We start from the raw sequence: 14,999 nt of genomic DNA on the forward strand, positions 1-14,999 counted from the left end.
AGGCGGATACGTCAATTACTTCGGCGATGCGAACCGGCGAATAGGGAGGTGTGCACATGGGCGATCATGTCGACGCGGTGCTGCTGCAGATCGGCAACTCGGCTGGTGTCCACGACATTGTTTTTCCGTCCTCGGATTCCGGCCGTGCCCGCATCCGGACGTTGCTGTCCGCTGTCTATCAGCTGCCGTTCGCGATCGTGCGCGATGTCACCGCGGTAGATGTGGTGGCGGTGGAATGTGCGCGGCCGTTGTTCCCGGTGGTGCGCCGGACCGGGAACTGGACCCAGACCATGCCCGCGCATATGCGCACCGATGTCGACATCGTCGGTAGCGACGGCGCCGCACCGCGGTGGATCGACGTGGTGGCGGACCTGTCCGCAACGGTGCTGCTCGAGATCGATCCGGGTGAACTGGATTCGTTGCGTATCAGCGATATCGGTGACTTCGCGACGCTGGCGGAGTTCCGCGCGAAGTTCCGGTATCTCGATCTGGAAGCGTTCATGCGGGCGAACCGGCTGACCACGGTCGAGGATTTGCGCGGGGCGTTCCACTACCTGCTGGCCGAGGCGAAATTGAAACCCGCGCCGCCGTTCGACCCCACCGATCCGGCCGCCAGTCGCAGGCTGGCGGTGCGGATCGGCGTGCTGATCCGCGACGACATCGACCTCACCGACGCGCTGCGGGAGGTCCGTCAGATGCTGGCCGCGCAGGAGCCCGTGGTCGACGAGCATCGAGACCGGGATTTCGCCGAAATCTCTTCCCATATAGCGCCTTTGGTAGTTTTCCCTGCCTCGGCGGTGACCGGCAGCGGATTCACTCAGGAACAGATCATCGCGTTCTTCGCCGGCCAGCGCACTCTCGCAGTTTTCGTCTGAGCCGATCGTCGGAACACAGTCAAGGAGCAGAAATGGCACAGAGCCGAACTCGGGCCAAGGCCTCGGACGACGAACCGGTCGAGCAGCCGCCGGTCGCTCCGGATTCTCCGAACATCATGTCGCGCGCGGAAATCGAGGACTATCGCGCAAAGCTGCGGTCCAAATACCACGAGCCGTGACAAGCGTGCGTCGACTCGAATTCAATTCACTCCCTACTAGGAGAAGATCCTGATGTCACTCCACTACGTGCGGGTGTTCCCCGCATTCGACAATTTCTCACCCGCCGTCCGCCCGACCGGAAACATGGTCGTAATCGGTGATGCCACGGCGGGAACCGCGAACGAGGTGGTCGAGGTGACCTCGACGGCCGAGGCGGTCAGCCTGTTCAGCTCCAGCGCCACCGCGCCGTCCGCGCTGAGTAAGTCCTTGATCACCGCGATGTCGCAGGACCCGAGCCCGAGCCGGCTGTGGGGAATCAAGGTGGGGACCGCCGGGTCCCCCACCCCGGTCCCCGATCCGGCCAGCGCGCTCACCGCCGCCGCCGCGCTCAATGTCCAGTTCGTCGTGCTCGCCAATACTCCTTTGACCGCGACCTCCGGAGCGGCGGGCGGCGCGATCGAGGCGCTGCGCAACCACGTCGTCACCGTGTCCGCCGCCGGCGACGGCAAGGAGCGCATGGGCGTCGCGATGCTGACGAAAGGGGTCGCCAGCCCGGCTTTGGTGAGCGGAACGCTGGTCTCGGATCGCATGGTCTACGTGGCCCACCAGAGCGACGAGGACGCCGCGAGCGCGGTGGCGGGCACCATCGCCGGTTATCCGCCGTCCACCTCGATGATCCTCAAACAGGTTGCGATCAAGAACGTTTCGTTCACCGATGCGCAGATCGACACCATCAACGGTCAAGAGTCGGAGGAGCCGACGGTCCCTTCGGCGATCGAAGGTCAGGGCGTGGTGTGGCTGACGTCGCCGGTGCTCCTGCCCGGCGGGGGCGTCTACCTCGGTGAGGGCTACACCGGCAATCGGCAGAAGCTGAAGTTCATCGATGTGCAGCGCACCCTCGACGATGTCACCTTCCGGCTCAAGGCCCGCCTCATCGGCTCGATCGGCAATCTGCGGATCAGTCGTTCGGGATTGCGCGCCTTGATCCTGCAAATGGAGGCGGTGCTCAATCCCTTGGTCGCGGGCGGCGTGCTGGAGGGCTACCAGCTCACCGTTCCCGTGCTGAAGCTGCTCGACGCGGATCCGGCGACGCTCACCGACTCGCAAGTCGAGGCGGTCAAACGCGCGCACACCGACCGCGTGGCGCAGGTGCTGGCCAGCGTCGAGTACGCGGGCGCGATGCACCGCATCCACATCAACCTGAAGTTCAACTAGCGGCTGGTCCGCGGATCCGAGGACAGAGCAATGGCCAACTGGAACACCCGACTCGAAGTTCGACTGGGCAGCACGGTGATCAGCCCGATCTCCCAATTCACTCCCACCTTCAACGTGCCACACACGGTGGTACACAGTGTCGAAGCCGAAAACCTCGGCTACATCCGGCAACCACAGACCTTCACCTTCACCATGACCGTCCAGGCCTTCGCCGCAGTGGTCGCCGAGCTGACCCAGCTTGCCGTGAACGGCAAGGAGTTCGAGATCGCCGTCGCCGAAAAGGCCGGCACCGACTGGTCTTTCAAGTCGCTCAAGTTCGCAAGGTGCATGATCACCTCCGCCAACCCGAGCAATGTCGTCATCGACGGTGTCCCGCAGGCGACCTTCACCTGCATGTGCTTGCAGCCCGGTATCGAGGCGTAGCCGTGCCCGTCGAATCCCACCGGCCTGGCGAATGGGCGGACGAACCCGAACCTACCTACCACTTCCCGGTGGAAGTCGAAGTCGTCGGCGAACTGGGCGAAGAACATCTGCGCCAAGTCGCGAATTACGTCTTCGACCAACTGCATACGACCCTGCGCACCCGCGGCTGACCGCGGCGCAGCCTGCCCAGGTCCGTGAAACCGAAAGGAGGACAACACATGTCAACGCAGACACGGCCCAAGAATCCACTGCCGAGGACCGCCAGTGGTGCGGGCAAGACCGTATTACCCGTCAAGGTACGGCTGATCGGGACTCCTTCCGGTGCGGACCTGGACAAGCTGACGCAGGCGGTGGCACGCGGGGTCCTCAGGCAATTGCGTGCGGCGCGAGGTGCGGTGCCCGCCCGTCGGATTCGTCCGCAGACTTCGGCCGACAACCCGGTAGCGGCCGAACAGGCGATCCGCCAGCACCTCGCACGAGTCGAGCACGATCTGGGTACCGGAATCGGCGTCCGCTCGCCTGCGGCGCTGGCCGAGCTGAACGCGGAAAAGCGGCGTCTCACAACAGAACTCACCGTTGTTTTGGCGGCGCAACTCGAGCAGAATCGGAAGGCTCAGTCGACTGGCATCGGTGCCCGTTCACCAGAGGCCCTTACCAAGTTGGCGGACGATGAACGCAGGATCACCGGCGAACTGGCCGTCGCCCAACTACTCGCGCAACATGCACCGGCGCTGACCCCACAGCCTCAGTTCCTTCCGATCGACTGGTCAGCGGGTTTGCAGACGCGCGGTTTGACTGGCGAAAGACTTGTGGGCGCTAGGTACTACCCGGAAGCTACCGAATTGCCACGCAATTTCCCGGCGGCGGACTTCCTCGAGGGCGGGACGCGGACGCCGCTGACCGGAACCGCGAGGGTCAAGGCGGGGAAACTACCGCTGTCCGGTGAAAGTTTCCGTGCCGACGGCGGTCGCCTGATTCAAGTCAAAACGCTGGACAACGGTCCCGGTAAGTACGCCGAACCCGGGTCGATCGCTGACGAGTTGACGAAAGGTCTCGACAAGTTCGACAGGTTCGAGCGCGGGCTCGCGCGGAGTGAAACTCAGGGCGCGGAGGTATTTCGCGTCGAGCACAGTGGCAACGCCGCGGAAAAAGTCATCCATGTCGAACTATTCGAGGACCCGTCACCGACGCAGCTCATTGAGCTTGCGGGGTTCGAGGCGGCCGCGAATCAGCGGGGCGTCTCCGTCCGATTCAACTGGCCCAAGCTGTCTTCGAATACGGTAACCGGTCTCACCGGTGTCGCATTCGGTGTGGCAGGTGTCCTCGGCCGCGTGAACCGGCAAGCGGATCAGCAAAGGGAAGAGGGCTACGCGCCGGTCGGTGCCGCCGCCTACGCCGCGGAACCTTGGTATATCCAGCTGGGCAGCATCTTCCGCGGTGACCTGTTCGAGTCGAGCTCGACCACCCCCGAACCGGCTGATGTCCCGGTATTTCGCGAGAACGTCCGAAAAAAGGCCGGCGCCAAGCGGATCGGGGAAACGCTGGACTTCAACTGGCAGAAGCCGGACCGCAACAGCGCGTTGCCGCGCACCCTGAATATCTCCGTGACCTACAAGAAGGCGCCCGACGGCCGGTGGGTTGTCGAGGCGGTAGGTGACGCGCCGAGCGGATTCACCCCGCCCGACATCAACAGGATCATCGACCCGGCGGTCAGCGACAGCGCCGTCGACTCGATGCTGACCACCGGGGGGGCGTAGCTACCTATGGCGCCCAACAGTTTCGAGATACAGCCGCAGGCGTCGCCCAGCGCCCGATCGATTTCGGTTACCTTCACCGGATCGCTGACGCCAGCGAACCCACGCAGCGTCGAGGACGCCATTCGGCGTGGAATCCACCAGGCGGTAACGGATTTCGTGCGCGAACAGCGTCCGGATCCACTGTTGTCCGAGGCGGCGCCGCACCGGCAGCAGCTGTCGGTCCTCGGCGATATTCTCCGGATCGGCCCGACGCCGCGGACGACGGTGCTCGACCTGGGTCGGCATCGCCAGGAGCGGGTCGAGGCCGGTGGGCAGTTCGAGATCGAAACCGACGATCCGGTACGTGCGGTGCAATGGGGCGCCCTGCTGTTCGGTCAGCGCGGCTTCGTCGTGCTCACCAACCCGAACGCGCCGGGGCTGCTACAGGTTCGTCCGCTCGCACAACCGTTGCACGCCAGAGATTTCGGCGGCTTCACGCCGGCGATCAGCACGCAGCCAGGCCACGAGGGCACCGCGGCAAGCGCACCCGCCAGTGGCGCCACCTTCGTTACCGACGGGGCCAACGATCCGCTCATCGTCTCGACCGCCGAGGGCGTTCGGCTCTACCGCACCGCTGCCGCGAACGCACCGGCCGACTGGAACGGGCAGACCATCGAGCGCCGCCTCGCCGATCCGGCGACGCCGGGCCTATCGCAGCGGGCTCGGGCCGGCGCGCACGAGGCCAAGGGATCGGCCGACCACGACGGCAAGTTCGCTCCGCCGAGCACGCAGCATATGCGTGGGTTGCTACCGATAGTCCAGGCGAACGCGGCCGACCGGAAGCAGACTCCGGGAAGCGATCCGACGCTGTCGCCGGTGCTCGGCCCGGTCGGGGTCGGCAAACACGCGCAATGGCTGGACGAGGAGCAGCGTCGCGTCAACGGGCCGGACACTGTGATGAATCCGCGGTATCGCTGGCGGCCGATCGCCGAGCTGTTGGGGCGCATCGTGTCGGGAGCCGAAGCCGATCCGGCGACCTATCTGGCGACGGCCGATTGGGTGGCCGGTCTCTACCTCGGTTCGCGAGACCACATCGGTTCTCTCAGTTACCGAATCGACCAGGAGCTGTTGCTCGGGTTGGGTTTGACGGCCGAAGACGTCGCCGAGCTCGACCGTATCTTCACCTCGACTCTGCTTGCCCCACAAGACATCCCGGTTCAAGACTTCGCCGTCGACTACGGCAGTGGCGTGTTACGGCAGGTGACCGAGCGCCAAGCGAACCGGATCGTCCGTGGCCTGGAGGCACAGCGGCAAGCCGCGATCCACGCGCAGGCGAGGGAGCTGTTGTGGGGGTTGCTCTACGGTCTCGGCGGCGCCAAGCGCGGCAGTGCCTCGGCGAATATCGTGGTGCCCCGCGCGGGCGCCGCATACGGCCCGCCGCGGATCGCCACACCGCGGACCGGCGAGATCAAGGACGAGATCCCGCCGTTCGCGGGACTGGTCCCCCCACCACCGATACCGCCGGGCACGGTGGCCGACTATCGCGGAAAACAACGCGAGCTGTACGTCGCGCGGACCAACGGCGGCTGGCGGCTGGCGCGCTCCGGACGGATCGGCGAGGAAGGCCAGCTGACGGATTTGAAACTTCGGTACGGCGGCCCCGGTAGGCCTTCCGGTGCGATCGATGTCGACCTGCTCGGTCCGAACGGGGAGCTCGGCCTGGTCGGTGGCCCGGCGAAGGGCAAGAACGTGGGCGCAACGATCGAACGGGTCGTGGATCTGAAGCGGGCAGCGGCTGAGCGCGGTGTCGACGCGGTCGCGTTCTTCACTCGCGATACGCCCCAGCAGGTGCTCGACCTGGCGATCAAGCATCTGGGCGAGTCCAACGTCCGGTTGTTCGACGACCCGCCATATCGCGAGCCACCGCGCTCCTCGCTGGAGCCATCCCGATGAAACCCGATCCTGCGCTACCCCAAACGATTCCGGTCATCCTCGCCGGCCGCTGGCAGCCCTACTCGAACAGATTATGCAGAAGGAGCCGGAGAAATGACGGCACAACCAGTATTGATCGGCCCCGTCCCGCTGCTGTATGTGCAGAGCATTTCGATGACCGAGGGCTATCAGATCCAGCGGATCTCCGACAGCCGGTTCTCGCAGGCGATCGCACCGACCCGCAAGGCGATCGCGGTCGAGGCGACGCTGCTCGGCCCGGAGCGGCTGGTGCTGAAGAAGTCGCTGGAGGCGCTCGCCCTGACCTCCCGGCTGCTGGTCGCTACGGCGGCGAGAACCCTTGCGGTGACCGGCATTCCGGTGGTGTGCGGGTTGACGATCAGTCTGGACATGCAGATCACCGATCTGCGCTTCAATCAGAGCGTGCAGAAGCGAGACGCGATCGACGTCTCGATCAGCCTCGAGCATGTGCCGCGCAGCAATACGACGGCGTTGATCGGCGAGATCGCCGATCTCGCGCTCGCCGCGGGCACCGCGATCGTCGGAGGCCCGGCCGCGCCGTCGGCGGTGCCCACGGTCCCCTCGGTGCCGCTGTGAACCGCCATCCAGTTACGAATCACTCTGTGAGGCAACCGCGATGACCACGACGCTGCATTACCCGTACCTGCGACTCCCGATCGATGCCGACCAGGGGTTCCCGCAGGCCGTGCGGATCTCCCTCGGCGAGCGCGTCTACGTGCTGTCGATCTACGCGAACGTGACCGACGAGGCCCTACTGCGGGAGTCGGCTCCGCTCCAGCTGCCGTGCTCGGGAGCGTTCCTCGCACTGGAAGTCGCCACCGAAGAGGCAGAAGGAATCCGAATCCTGTTCCGCCGCAAGCTCGTACCCGATCTGGAGTACGAGGCAGACGAATTAGCGCTGGTATTCACCGAATTGGCCCTGCATCCGCTCAATCTCAACGGGTCGGGCGCACATGGCTCCGCGGTGGTCGGAGGGGTGGCGCTGCGATGGGCTTCGTAATCTGGTATCGACTCGAGTTCCGCACCGGCCTGAAGGCGCCGCCGTTGCTGCGGGTGTCCAATGACGTGCTACAGGGCGGGCTGGTGCTCGACACCGCGGTCAACACCAAGGCCACTCTTGGGCCGCATCCGTCCACCTTCGAGATCACGCTGTGGGACCTGCCATTGGACGAGGCCAAGGGTCTCGCCGAGCAGTCGCGCGCCCGAGTGGGTACGAAGGACCCGCTGCTTGTCGATATCGCCCTCGGCTATTTCGATGACCCGTCGACGCAGCGAACCTCGGTGATGCTCGGCGCGATCAACGAGATTCGCACCGACGTCGCCGATGACGGCACCCTGCTGACCCAGATCATGGGGATGGAGTGGGCCGGTTATCAGTTGCGGCTCAATCCCTTCCGGTATGACAAACCGGGGCGGTCGACCTTCGACGAGATCTTCGACAAGGTGCAGCAGGACACCACAGTGCCGGTCCGGCACGTTGGTGTGCGGGGCGAGGACAAGGACCGAACCCTGGAAAAGGGCACGGCGCTCAGCGCGCTCGGTGAGCTGGCCGGTCAAGCCGGTGTGCCACTGGCCGTGCGCGCCGGGCAGGCAGTCCTCGGCACCGCGGGCGACTCCGCACCACCGATCCGATTTCGGGCCGAGCACAACATCGTCAGCAGACGGCGCCGTGACAGTGGTTCACCGGACCCGCAGGGCGGACCCGGCACCACGACCCGCTACCGGCTGAAGGTGCTCGGGGATCCGGCATTGCAGATCGGCGCGAAGGCCGACCTGGAGGACAGCGGATCGGCCGACCTACGCGTGGAATCGGTCGAGCACGCATTCAGCCTGCGTGCCGGATACACCTGCGAGGTCGCGCTGCTCGACGCCCGATCGGCGAAACGGCAGGAGGCAGTGGACGGCGTGCACGCGGTCGCCGACGATCTGCATTCGCTGACCCGCTCCGTACTGGCTGACCATCCCGCTGTCGATATCGGTGATGTCGCCTCCTACAACAAAGCGGGCGACGGCGAAAACGGCGGGCACCGAACCACCTTCGACTACGGCAGGCAGCGATCGGCGTCCAGCGTGGACGATCCGGTGGACAACCGGCTGGTGCTGCACGACAAGCCGATGTCCTCGGTATTCGCCTGGGACCGTACGGGATTGATGGTCCCGGTGTATCCGGGCATGCGAGCGGTGCTGGTGCACAACGGCGCTCAGGTCAACGACGCTATCGGGGCCGGATTCCTCTGGTCGCGTCAAGCGAATCACCAACCGCCGAAGAATGAGCCGGGTGACTACTGGCTGTGCCTGCCCACCGAAGTGGCGAACGGACGGCCCGCCGGTAAGGGGGTCAACGACCTCACCGACGCGAGCGGCCACCGCATCATCCAGGCGGCCGGGCTCGACATACAGGTCGGTACCGAGACGCTGCCGGAGGTCGGCGAGCGTCCGGAGCCGCCGACCGGGCAGACGCTGATCATCAAGCACGGCAAAGGCACAACGATCACCGTCGCCGCGGACGGGTCGGTGGACATCAGCACCGACGGCAAGGACGTGAAGTTCGGCAACGGAAAGGCCTCGATCGCTATCAGCGGCGGCGAGATCACGCTGACCGCGGACACCATCAAGCTCGCGGCGTCCTCGGTGGAGGTGGGGTGATGTCGATAGCACTGACTACCAGTTCGGTGCTGACCTGCGGGCACGCGTCCATCAAGGTGCGCTCCAGTTCGGTTCTGAAGGTGAACGGCAGTCCGGTTCTTCTGCAGTCGGACTTCACCTCGGCGGTATTCCAATGCACGACCACGACCCCGACCGGCGGCCCCTGTAAGAAATTGGCGCCGTTCACCGCAGGTGTCTCAAAGGTGTTGACAGTAGGCGGCGAGGCGGTGGTGCTGGCCGACGCCGAGGCGCTCACCGACGCGTCGGCCGCCAACGGAGGCAAGTTCACGGTCGTCGATGCGGCCCAAACCATTCTCGACGCGAAGTAAGGGGGGAGCAACCATGACAAGGAACAACACCACCGGAATTCGGTTGGACCACGGCGATATCGTGCTGGATCACGGGCGGATCGCGCAGCTCGAGGGCATACCCAATCTGGCGCAGGCCCTGCAGATCCGACTGCTGACACCGCTGGGCGACGACCGGTACGACATCCGCTACGGACTGGACTACCGCTCCGTCTTCACCACGCCGACCACCGCGCATGAGATGCGAGACCTGCTGCGCCTCAACCTTGTTCGTACCTTGACCACCGATCCTCGGGTAGCGGAGATCCGCGATATCGAGGTCGTCGACGCGGAACTCGACGCGCACCACCGGGTATGGAATGTCGCGGTGTCGATCATCACCAGCGACGGCACCCCGGCGGTGCTGACGACGACTGTAGGAGCACCGGCATGACGCAATACGGCGTAACCGAGGACGGATTCGTCCTCAGGGGTTTCACCGAAATCTTGAAATCCGCGCAGCGCAGGGCCGTCGAGGTCTTCGGCCCCGATATCGATCTGGCAGGCACCAGCGTGCTGACGAAGCTGCTGCAGGCGACCTCCGACGAGGACGCCATGCTGTGGAAGCGGCTGGAAGACGTCTATTACAGCCAATTCGCCTCCACCGCATCGGGTACCGATCTCGACCTGATCGGTAAGGACATCGGGGTCGACCGCGACTATCTGTTCGCGCAGGGTCAGGCGGAATTGACGATCACCGGTGCGGAGCCGGGCCGCGGCTACGTGTTGCCGGAAGGCACGGTGGTGCTCGACGACCGTGCGGCCCCCGCGACGAACACCTATTTCCTCACGGCGCCGCTGACCCTCACCAAGGACGCGCCGACCGCGACGGTGCTCGTCCGTGCCTTCGTAGCGGGCGCGGAATCCAACATCGGCACACAGCACTTGAAACAGGTTGACCCTGACTATCTGCTGACCCAACTCCATTTTCCGGAGACGGTGCAGATCAAGGCTGTCAACCCCGGCGCGCTCACCGGCGGTGAGCGGACCGAGGGCGATACCGCCTATCGGGCAAGACAACTCGGCTTCCCGCGCGATATGTGGACGCTGCAGAGCGTGCGAGCGGCGGTACTGCGCGTTCGCGGCGTGGTCGACACGTTGCTGTCGGACACCCTCGGCGGCGCCGACGTCACGAAGAGCATCTTCGACGAGTTCAACTTCGGCGAGCGTGCTTTCAGCGGCGAGCGGAAGTTCGGCGAACCCTATTTCTTCGACGTCGTGGTCGCGCACGAATTCGCCAGGCCGTGGCGCACGACCGGCTCGGTCACCGGCATCTATGAACAGGTGAAGGCCGAAGTGGACCGGGTCCGCCCGGTCGGCATCTATCCGAACATCATCGAGGCCGACCATATCGAGATCGGCCTGCGCGCCACGGTGATCATCGAGCCGGGTTTGGAGTCCAATTCGCTGCGTGCCGCCCTGCTCGACCGCCTGTCGCGCAGCGTCGGCGCGTTACGTCTCGGCAGTGACGTGGTCTTCTCCCAGGTGATGAGCCTGCTGGTGGACCAGCCCGGCGTGCTGGACGTCCGCGAGCTGCGCTTGCGCCGGTTCCCGCCCGCGTTCGGTCGAATCACCTTCGGCTCAGAGCTTTTCCAGGCCGAGCCGATCGAGGTCGGCTTCGGCGAGAACCTGGCGCTCGGCGCGACCGAGATCGCGCAGTTCCGGCAGGACAGCCTCCTCCTCGACCTGCAGGTGGTCGGCCGATGACGAACTATCCCGCTGCCGTCGACCGGATGGCAGGCACCCTCACCACACCGTTCGCGGCCGGCGCGGACCGCATCGAGCTGGCCTTGGCCACCACGACACCGCTCCCGGATGCCGACTTCGCGCCGTACGACTTCGTGGAGCACCGGGCACGATTCGCTGCCGAGCCGCGGCCCAGATATCTGGTCACCGTGCTGAACGACCTGCGCACCGACCTCACGATGACGATTCGCTATGTGGCCCAGAATGTTTCGAAGACCATCAGCTTTGTCATCCCGGCTGGTACGCCCTCGGGCGCCTCGACGGTGATTCCACTCGGTCAGGATGTCGGATCCGCCGTGCTGAAGAGCGTCTCGGTGCGGCCGCCGCAGGGTGAGCCGGGACCGGGCGTGCTCGGCACCTTCCGGTTCACGGCGTTACTCGGTGACCTCGCCGCGCTGCTGTGGGTGCTCGGCGGCGAACGGGATCTGCTTGCCGCCCACCTGAATCGGGTGCGCCGCCAGCACACCGTCGAGCACGCCACCGGGCTGTCGTTGGATCTGATCGGCTCGGATCTGAGCATCCCCCGCTTCCCGCCGCGGCCCTATGGCTTCGCACCGGACACGATCGCGCTCTACCACCTGGAGGACAAGGCCGACACCGCCGCGGTGTTCGATGCGATGAAGCTGTACAGCAACGGCGCCGGTCATCCCGGTGTCCGCCGGAATGCCACGCCGGGCGTGGACGGCCGGTTCGGGTTCGGGATGGGATTCCTGCCGGACCATTCCGTCGTAGAGGTCGCGGATCACACCGACTTCGCGCTGCCCGCGACGGCGAGCTTCACCGCCGAATGCTTTGTGCGACCGGCCTCCGGTACCTGGCAGGGCGCGGCATTGTCCAAGCATGCCGATATGAGTGACGAGACGAAGCCGGGCTGGGGTCTGCAGATCGGCTCCTTCCGCGGGCTCGCCCGCAATGTCCGGCTGCTGCTGACCGACGGCGCGGCGAAGATCGAGTTGTACGCCGACGTCTCGCTCGACACCGACCGTTTCCACCACCTGGCCGCCGTGCTCGATCGGGACCGAGGGCTGGCGTACCTGTTCGTCGACGGTGTTCTGCGGGCCAGTCAACGGAAGAATCTCGGTGCGCTCACGAACAACGCGCCGGTACGCCTCGGGTTCGATGACACAACGGTCGGCCGCAGCTTCTACGGCACCCTGGACGAGGTCAGGATCTCTCGTCGCGCGCTGACCTCTTTCGATCCCGTGCTCGGCGAGGGCGATACGAGCTACCGGCAACGGCTCGGCCTGTTCCGGCGGTGGAACCTGCCGACGCCGGCGAATATCGCCGATGCGTTGAACGGCATCGTCGGCCGGATCAACGATGTCGAGCGTCCGATTACGGTGTCCGACGCCTTCGTCCGGTCGCCCGTGGGTTCGCGCAACGTGACGATCCGGCCGGTGGCGCTGCGGCCCGGGGAGACGATCGACGCGCGGGGGCGCAAGGACACCACGGAAGCCGAAATCTGCGGGACGGTCGCGGACGATCAATTCGATCCGCGGTGGTTGACCGCCCACAACGAACCTCGCTTCCAGTACGTCGGCGATGAACACCGGATCCGCCAGTCGATACGCCGATGCCTGGATGCACTGGTGTATCTCGTTATGCCACAAGACATTCCGAACGATCGAGTGCTGTCGTTGTCGCTGTACGACCCGTCGGCCGATGACCTACGGGCGGTCGGACGTGCTGTCGTCCTTCGGCATCCGGAGATTCCCCCGGGCACACTGGCGGCGCTCGCGCACCGGGCCGGGTTCTCCTGGGTGCAATATCGGGCGGGCAGCGACGATGTATACGCCTCGATCGCCGACACCTCGTCGGTGGAAATACCTGGCGGGACGGGAATCTGGTCCGGCAAGGACCTGGTAACCGAAAGCACGATTCCGGTCGTCCCGGCACCGACACCGCCGACGGACAGCATCTTGCGCTGGTCGCTATTGCAGGCCGGGCCCGGGCGGGCCGAGATCATCGGCGCCACCACCGGCAATCAGATCACGCTGCGCGGACTGCGGGCCGGCGAGGTGACGGTGAAACTGGAGGCCCGCCTCGACGGCAAGACCTTCTCGGCGACACAACGATTCACCATCGGGTTGCAGCGGCTTGGCACTGGAATGTCGATCGGAGCGGACGGCACCGTCGGTGTCGCCGAATCGGTGGCGGGCACCCCGGCCGATGGCGCCTACTCGCCGGAATATCTTGTCACCGTCGATAATCCGTCACTCGAGGTGGCCGTACCCGGCACCAACCGGATGCAGGCGAACGTCGCGGGGCGGCTCGGAGCGCTACTGTCCCATGCCATCTCATCCGTGGCAGCTCAGCTCCGGCTCGTCGAGGGCTGGACCGCCAACGGCGCCGGACTCTACGGCGTCGGCCGCGCGCTCACTCTCGCACCGGCCACTGGTTCGGCACTGACGCTGCCCGAACTCGCCGCGATGGCACACGGCTCCGGGTTCGACTACGTCGAGAACACCGGCACGGTGGTGCGGGTCATGCAGCGGGCGGGTGAGCACATCGAACTCGGCGGCCCGGACGAGATGGACGCGGGCAGCGTCGCCTCGTTCGCGGTCCCGCGCCACGACAACCCCGTCGACGCGGTACTGGCGGGCAAGGTGCTGTGCACGGCGATGCAGGACAGGTCGACGGTTGTGTTCTCGGACAGCACAACCGGCGCCTTGCTCGACACCGTGCCCGTTGGCACCTTGCCAGTCGGTATCGCCGCCGCCGTGGACCGCAAGACGGTGTACACCGCCAGCGGGCCCGACCGAACGATCACCGCGCTCACCGTCGCGGATCCCAGGAAAGGGCTTGTTACCAGCGCGGCGCTACCCGCGGTGCCGAAAGCCATTGCCGCCCATCCGAACAAACCGCTGCTGGTGGTACTGCTACCGACCCAGGTGGTCGCCATCGACACCGTCACACTGGCAATCGTCAAGCAGTGGACCATACCTGGCGGTTCCGCCGGAAAAGTACTGGCGCTCAACCCATCCGGAACCACCGCCTGGGTCGCCTGCGAGGATAAATCACTGCGGGCCGTGCGGATCGATACCGACACCTGGATTGCCGCGCCCGCACTGCCGGACACGCCGCTTGCCCTAGCGGCAGGTAGCACGAAAGTCTATGCGGCCACCGCCGATCGCCGTCTTTCCGTGCGGGATGCGGTGACCGGCGCGGTGACGAGAACGGTCGAGAACAACGACTTGTTGCCGGGCAGACTGAGTTTGGACGAAGCGGCCGGATACTTGTACCTCGGCGGCTGGTGGGGTCAGGGGGCCGTCTGTCGCTTCAGCCTGGCCGGCGACGTCGTAGGCGTCGTCGCTACTCCCGGCCTGCCCGTGGCGATCATTCCCTCCGGCGCTTCGGTTTTCGCGGTGCTGTCCGGTGCACTCCGCACCCGAGCCGCCGATGCGATCGCCACCGTGGAGTTCGGTCAGCAGCCGCGAGTCACCGCGGTGTGGCCGCTGGCCCCGGCGGGTGGCAGGCGGCTGGCGTGGTCGGTGCTGGCCGCAGATACGGCAGCCGCCCATTTCGACGGATCTACCGGTGAACTCGCCACATTGACCGCGGACAGCCCGGGTGCCGTGCAGGTCCGAGTCCGGGGATCGGTGCCGGGAAATCCGCCCTACACCGTTCAGGTCGGCCTCGATCAGCGGTTACTGGACGGGGAACCGACAACGCCGGTAGTGATCCGCCGCGACCAATACGAGCGAATCATGAACGTGCTCAACGAATTACACCCGATCGGCGTGGAATTCGACACCAGCGTGATCCGAAAGCGCGTACCGGAACTCAAAGCGGGACAGCTGGAATTCTTGTTCCCCGCTTACACCTACCCCACCTACCGCCTGCGTGGTCAGCACCTCGCACGCCCTGTTCGAAAGGACTGA

The 14,999-nt window shown here is 65.7% G+C and carries 14 protein-coding genes; all 14 read left to right on the forward strand.

The window, feature by feature from the left end; genetic code table 11:
• Positions 1 to 56 precede the first annotated feature (56 nt).
• The gene (locus ACIBCN_RS06110; RefSeq protein ID WP_396990401.1) at positions 57 to 875 is read left to right on the forward strand and encodes a hypothetical protein; all 819 of its coding nucleotides are present in this window, start codon (positions 57 to 59) and stop codon (positions 873 to 875) included.
• A gap of 32 nt (positions 876 to 907) precedes the next feature.
• Positions 908 to 1,054 carry a hypothetical protein gene (locus ACIBCN_RS06115; protein ID WP_396990402.1) on the forward strand — a complete coding sequence of 49 codons (147 nt, stop codon included), beginning with the start codon at positions 908 to 910 and terminating at the stop codon, positions 1,052 to 1,054.
• 52 nt (positions 1,055 to 1,106) lie between these two features.
• Positions 1,107 to 2,249, forward strand: a complete 1,143-nt coding sequence (locus ACIBCN_RS06120; RefSeq protein ID WP_396990403.1) for a hypothetical protein — start codon at positions 1,107 to 1,109, stop codon at positions 2,247 to 2,249.
• A 30-nt stretch (positions 2,250 to 2,279) separates the two neighbouring features.
• Entirely contained in the window at positions 2,280 to 2,672 is a 393-nt protein-coding gene (locus tag ACIBCN_RS06125; RefSeq protein ID WP_396990404.1) for a hypothetical protein, read from the forward strand.
• A 2-nt stretch (positions 2,673 to 2,674) separates the two neighbouring features.
• Positions 2,675 to 2,842, forward strand: a complete 168-nt coding sequence (locus ACIBCN_RS06130) for a hypothetical protein (protein WP_396990405.1) — start codon at positions 2,675 to 2,677, stop codon at positions 2,840 to 2,842.
• A 48-nt stretch (positions 2,843 to 2,890) separates the two neighbouring features.
• Positions 2,891 to 4,429 carry a hypothetical protein gene (locus tag ACIBCN_RS06135; RefSeq protein WP_396990406.1) on the forward strand — a complete coding sequence of 513 codons (1,539 nt, stop codon included), beginning with the start codon at positions 2,891 to 2,893 and terminating at the stop codon, positions 4,427 to 4,429.
• Positions 4,430 to 4,435: 6 nt separating this feature from the next.
• Complete coding sequence (locus ACIBCN_RS06140) at positions 4,436 to 6,361, forward strand: hypothetical protein (protein WP_396990407.1); 1,926 nt, start codon at positions 4,436 to 4,438, stop codon at positions 6,359 to 6,361.
• Positions 6,362 to 6,454: 93 nt separating this feature from the next.
• The gene (locus ACIBCN_RS06145; RefSeq protein ID WP_396990408.1) at positions 6,455 to 6,955 is read left to right on the forward strand and encodes a hypothetical protein; all 501 of its coding nucleotides are present in this window, start codon (positions 6,455 to 6,457) and stop codon (positions 6,953 to 6,955) included.
• Between the two features lie 40 nt (positions 6,956 to 6,995).
• Positions 6,996 to 7,379, forward strand: coding sequence for a hypothetical protein (locus tag ACIBCN_RS06150; RefSeq protein ID WP_396990409.1), 384 nt, complete (start codon positions 6,996 to 6,998; stop codon positions 7,377 to 7,379).
• A complete protein-coding gene (locus ACIBCN_RS06155) occupies positions 7,367 to 9,025 on the forward strand; it encodes a hypothetical protein (RefSeq protein ID WP_396990410.1) in 1,659 nt (552 codons plus the stop codon). The genes ACIBCN_RS06150 and ACIBCN_RS06155 overlap by 13 nt, the downstream gene beginning before the upstream one ends.
• On the forward strand, positions 9,025 to 9,354 hold the full coding sequence (locus ACIBCN_RS06160) for a hypothetical protein (RefSeq protein WP_396990411.1): 330 nt from the start codon (positions 9,025 to 9,027) through the stop codon (positions 9,352 to 9,354). Before ACIBCN_RS06155 ends, ACIBCN_RS06160 begins: the two co-directional genes overlap by 1 nt.
• 13 nt (positions 9,355 to 9,367) lie before the next feature.
• Entirely contained in the window at positions 9,368 to 9,766 is a 399-nt protein-coding gene (locus ACIBCN_RS06165) for a hypothetical protein (protein WP_396990412.1), read from the forward strand.
• Positions 9,763 to 11,079, forward strand: a complete 1,317-nt coding sequence (locus ACIBCN_RS06170; protein WP_396990413.1) for a baseplate J/gp47 family protein — start codon at positions 9,763 to 9,765, stop codon at positions 11,077 to 11,079. The genes ACIBCN_RS06165 and ACIBCN_RS06170 overlap by 4 nt, the downstream gene beginning before the upstream one ends.
• A complete protein-coding gene (locus ACIBCN_RS06175) occupies positions 11,076 to 14,999 on the forward strand; it encodes a LamG-like jellyroll fold domain-containing protein (RefSeq protein ID WP_396990414.1) in 3,924 nt (1,307 codons plus the stop codon). Before ACIBCN_RS06170 ends, ACIBCN_RS06175 begins: the two co-directional genes overlap by 4 nt.

The sequence above is a fragment of the Nocardia sp. NPDC051052 genome (assembly GCF_044456045.1).
Lineage (GTDB): Bacteria > Actinomycetota > Actinomycetes > Mycobacteriales > Mycobacteriaceae > Nocardia.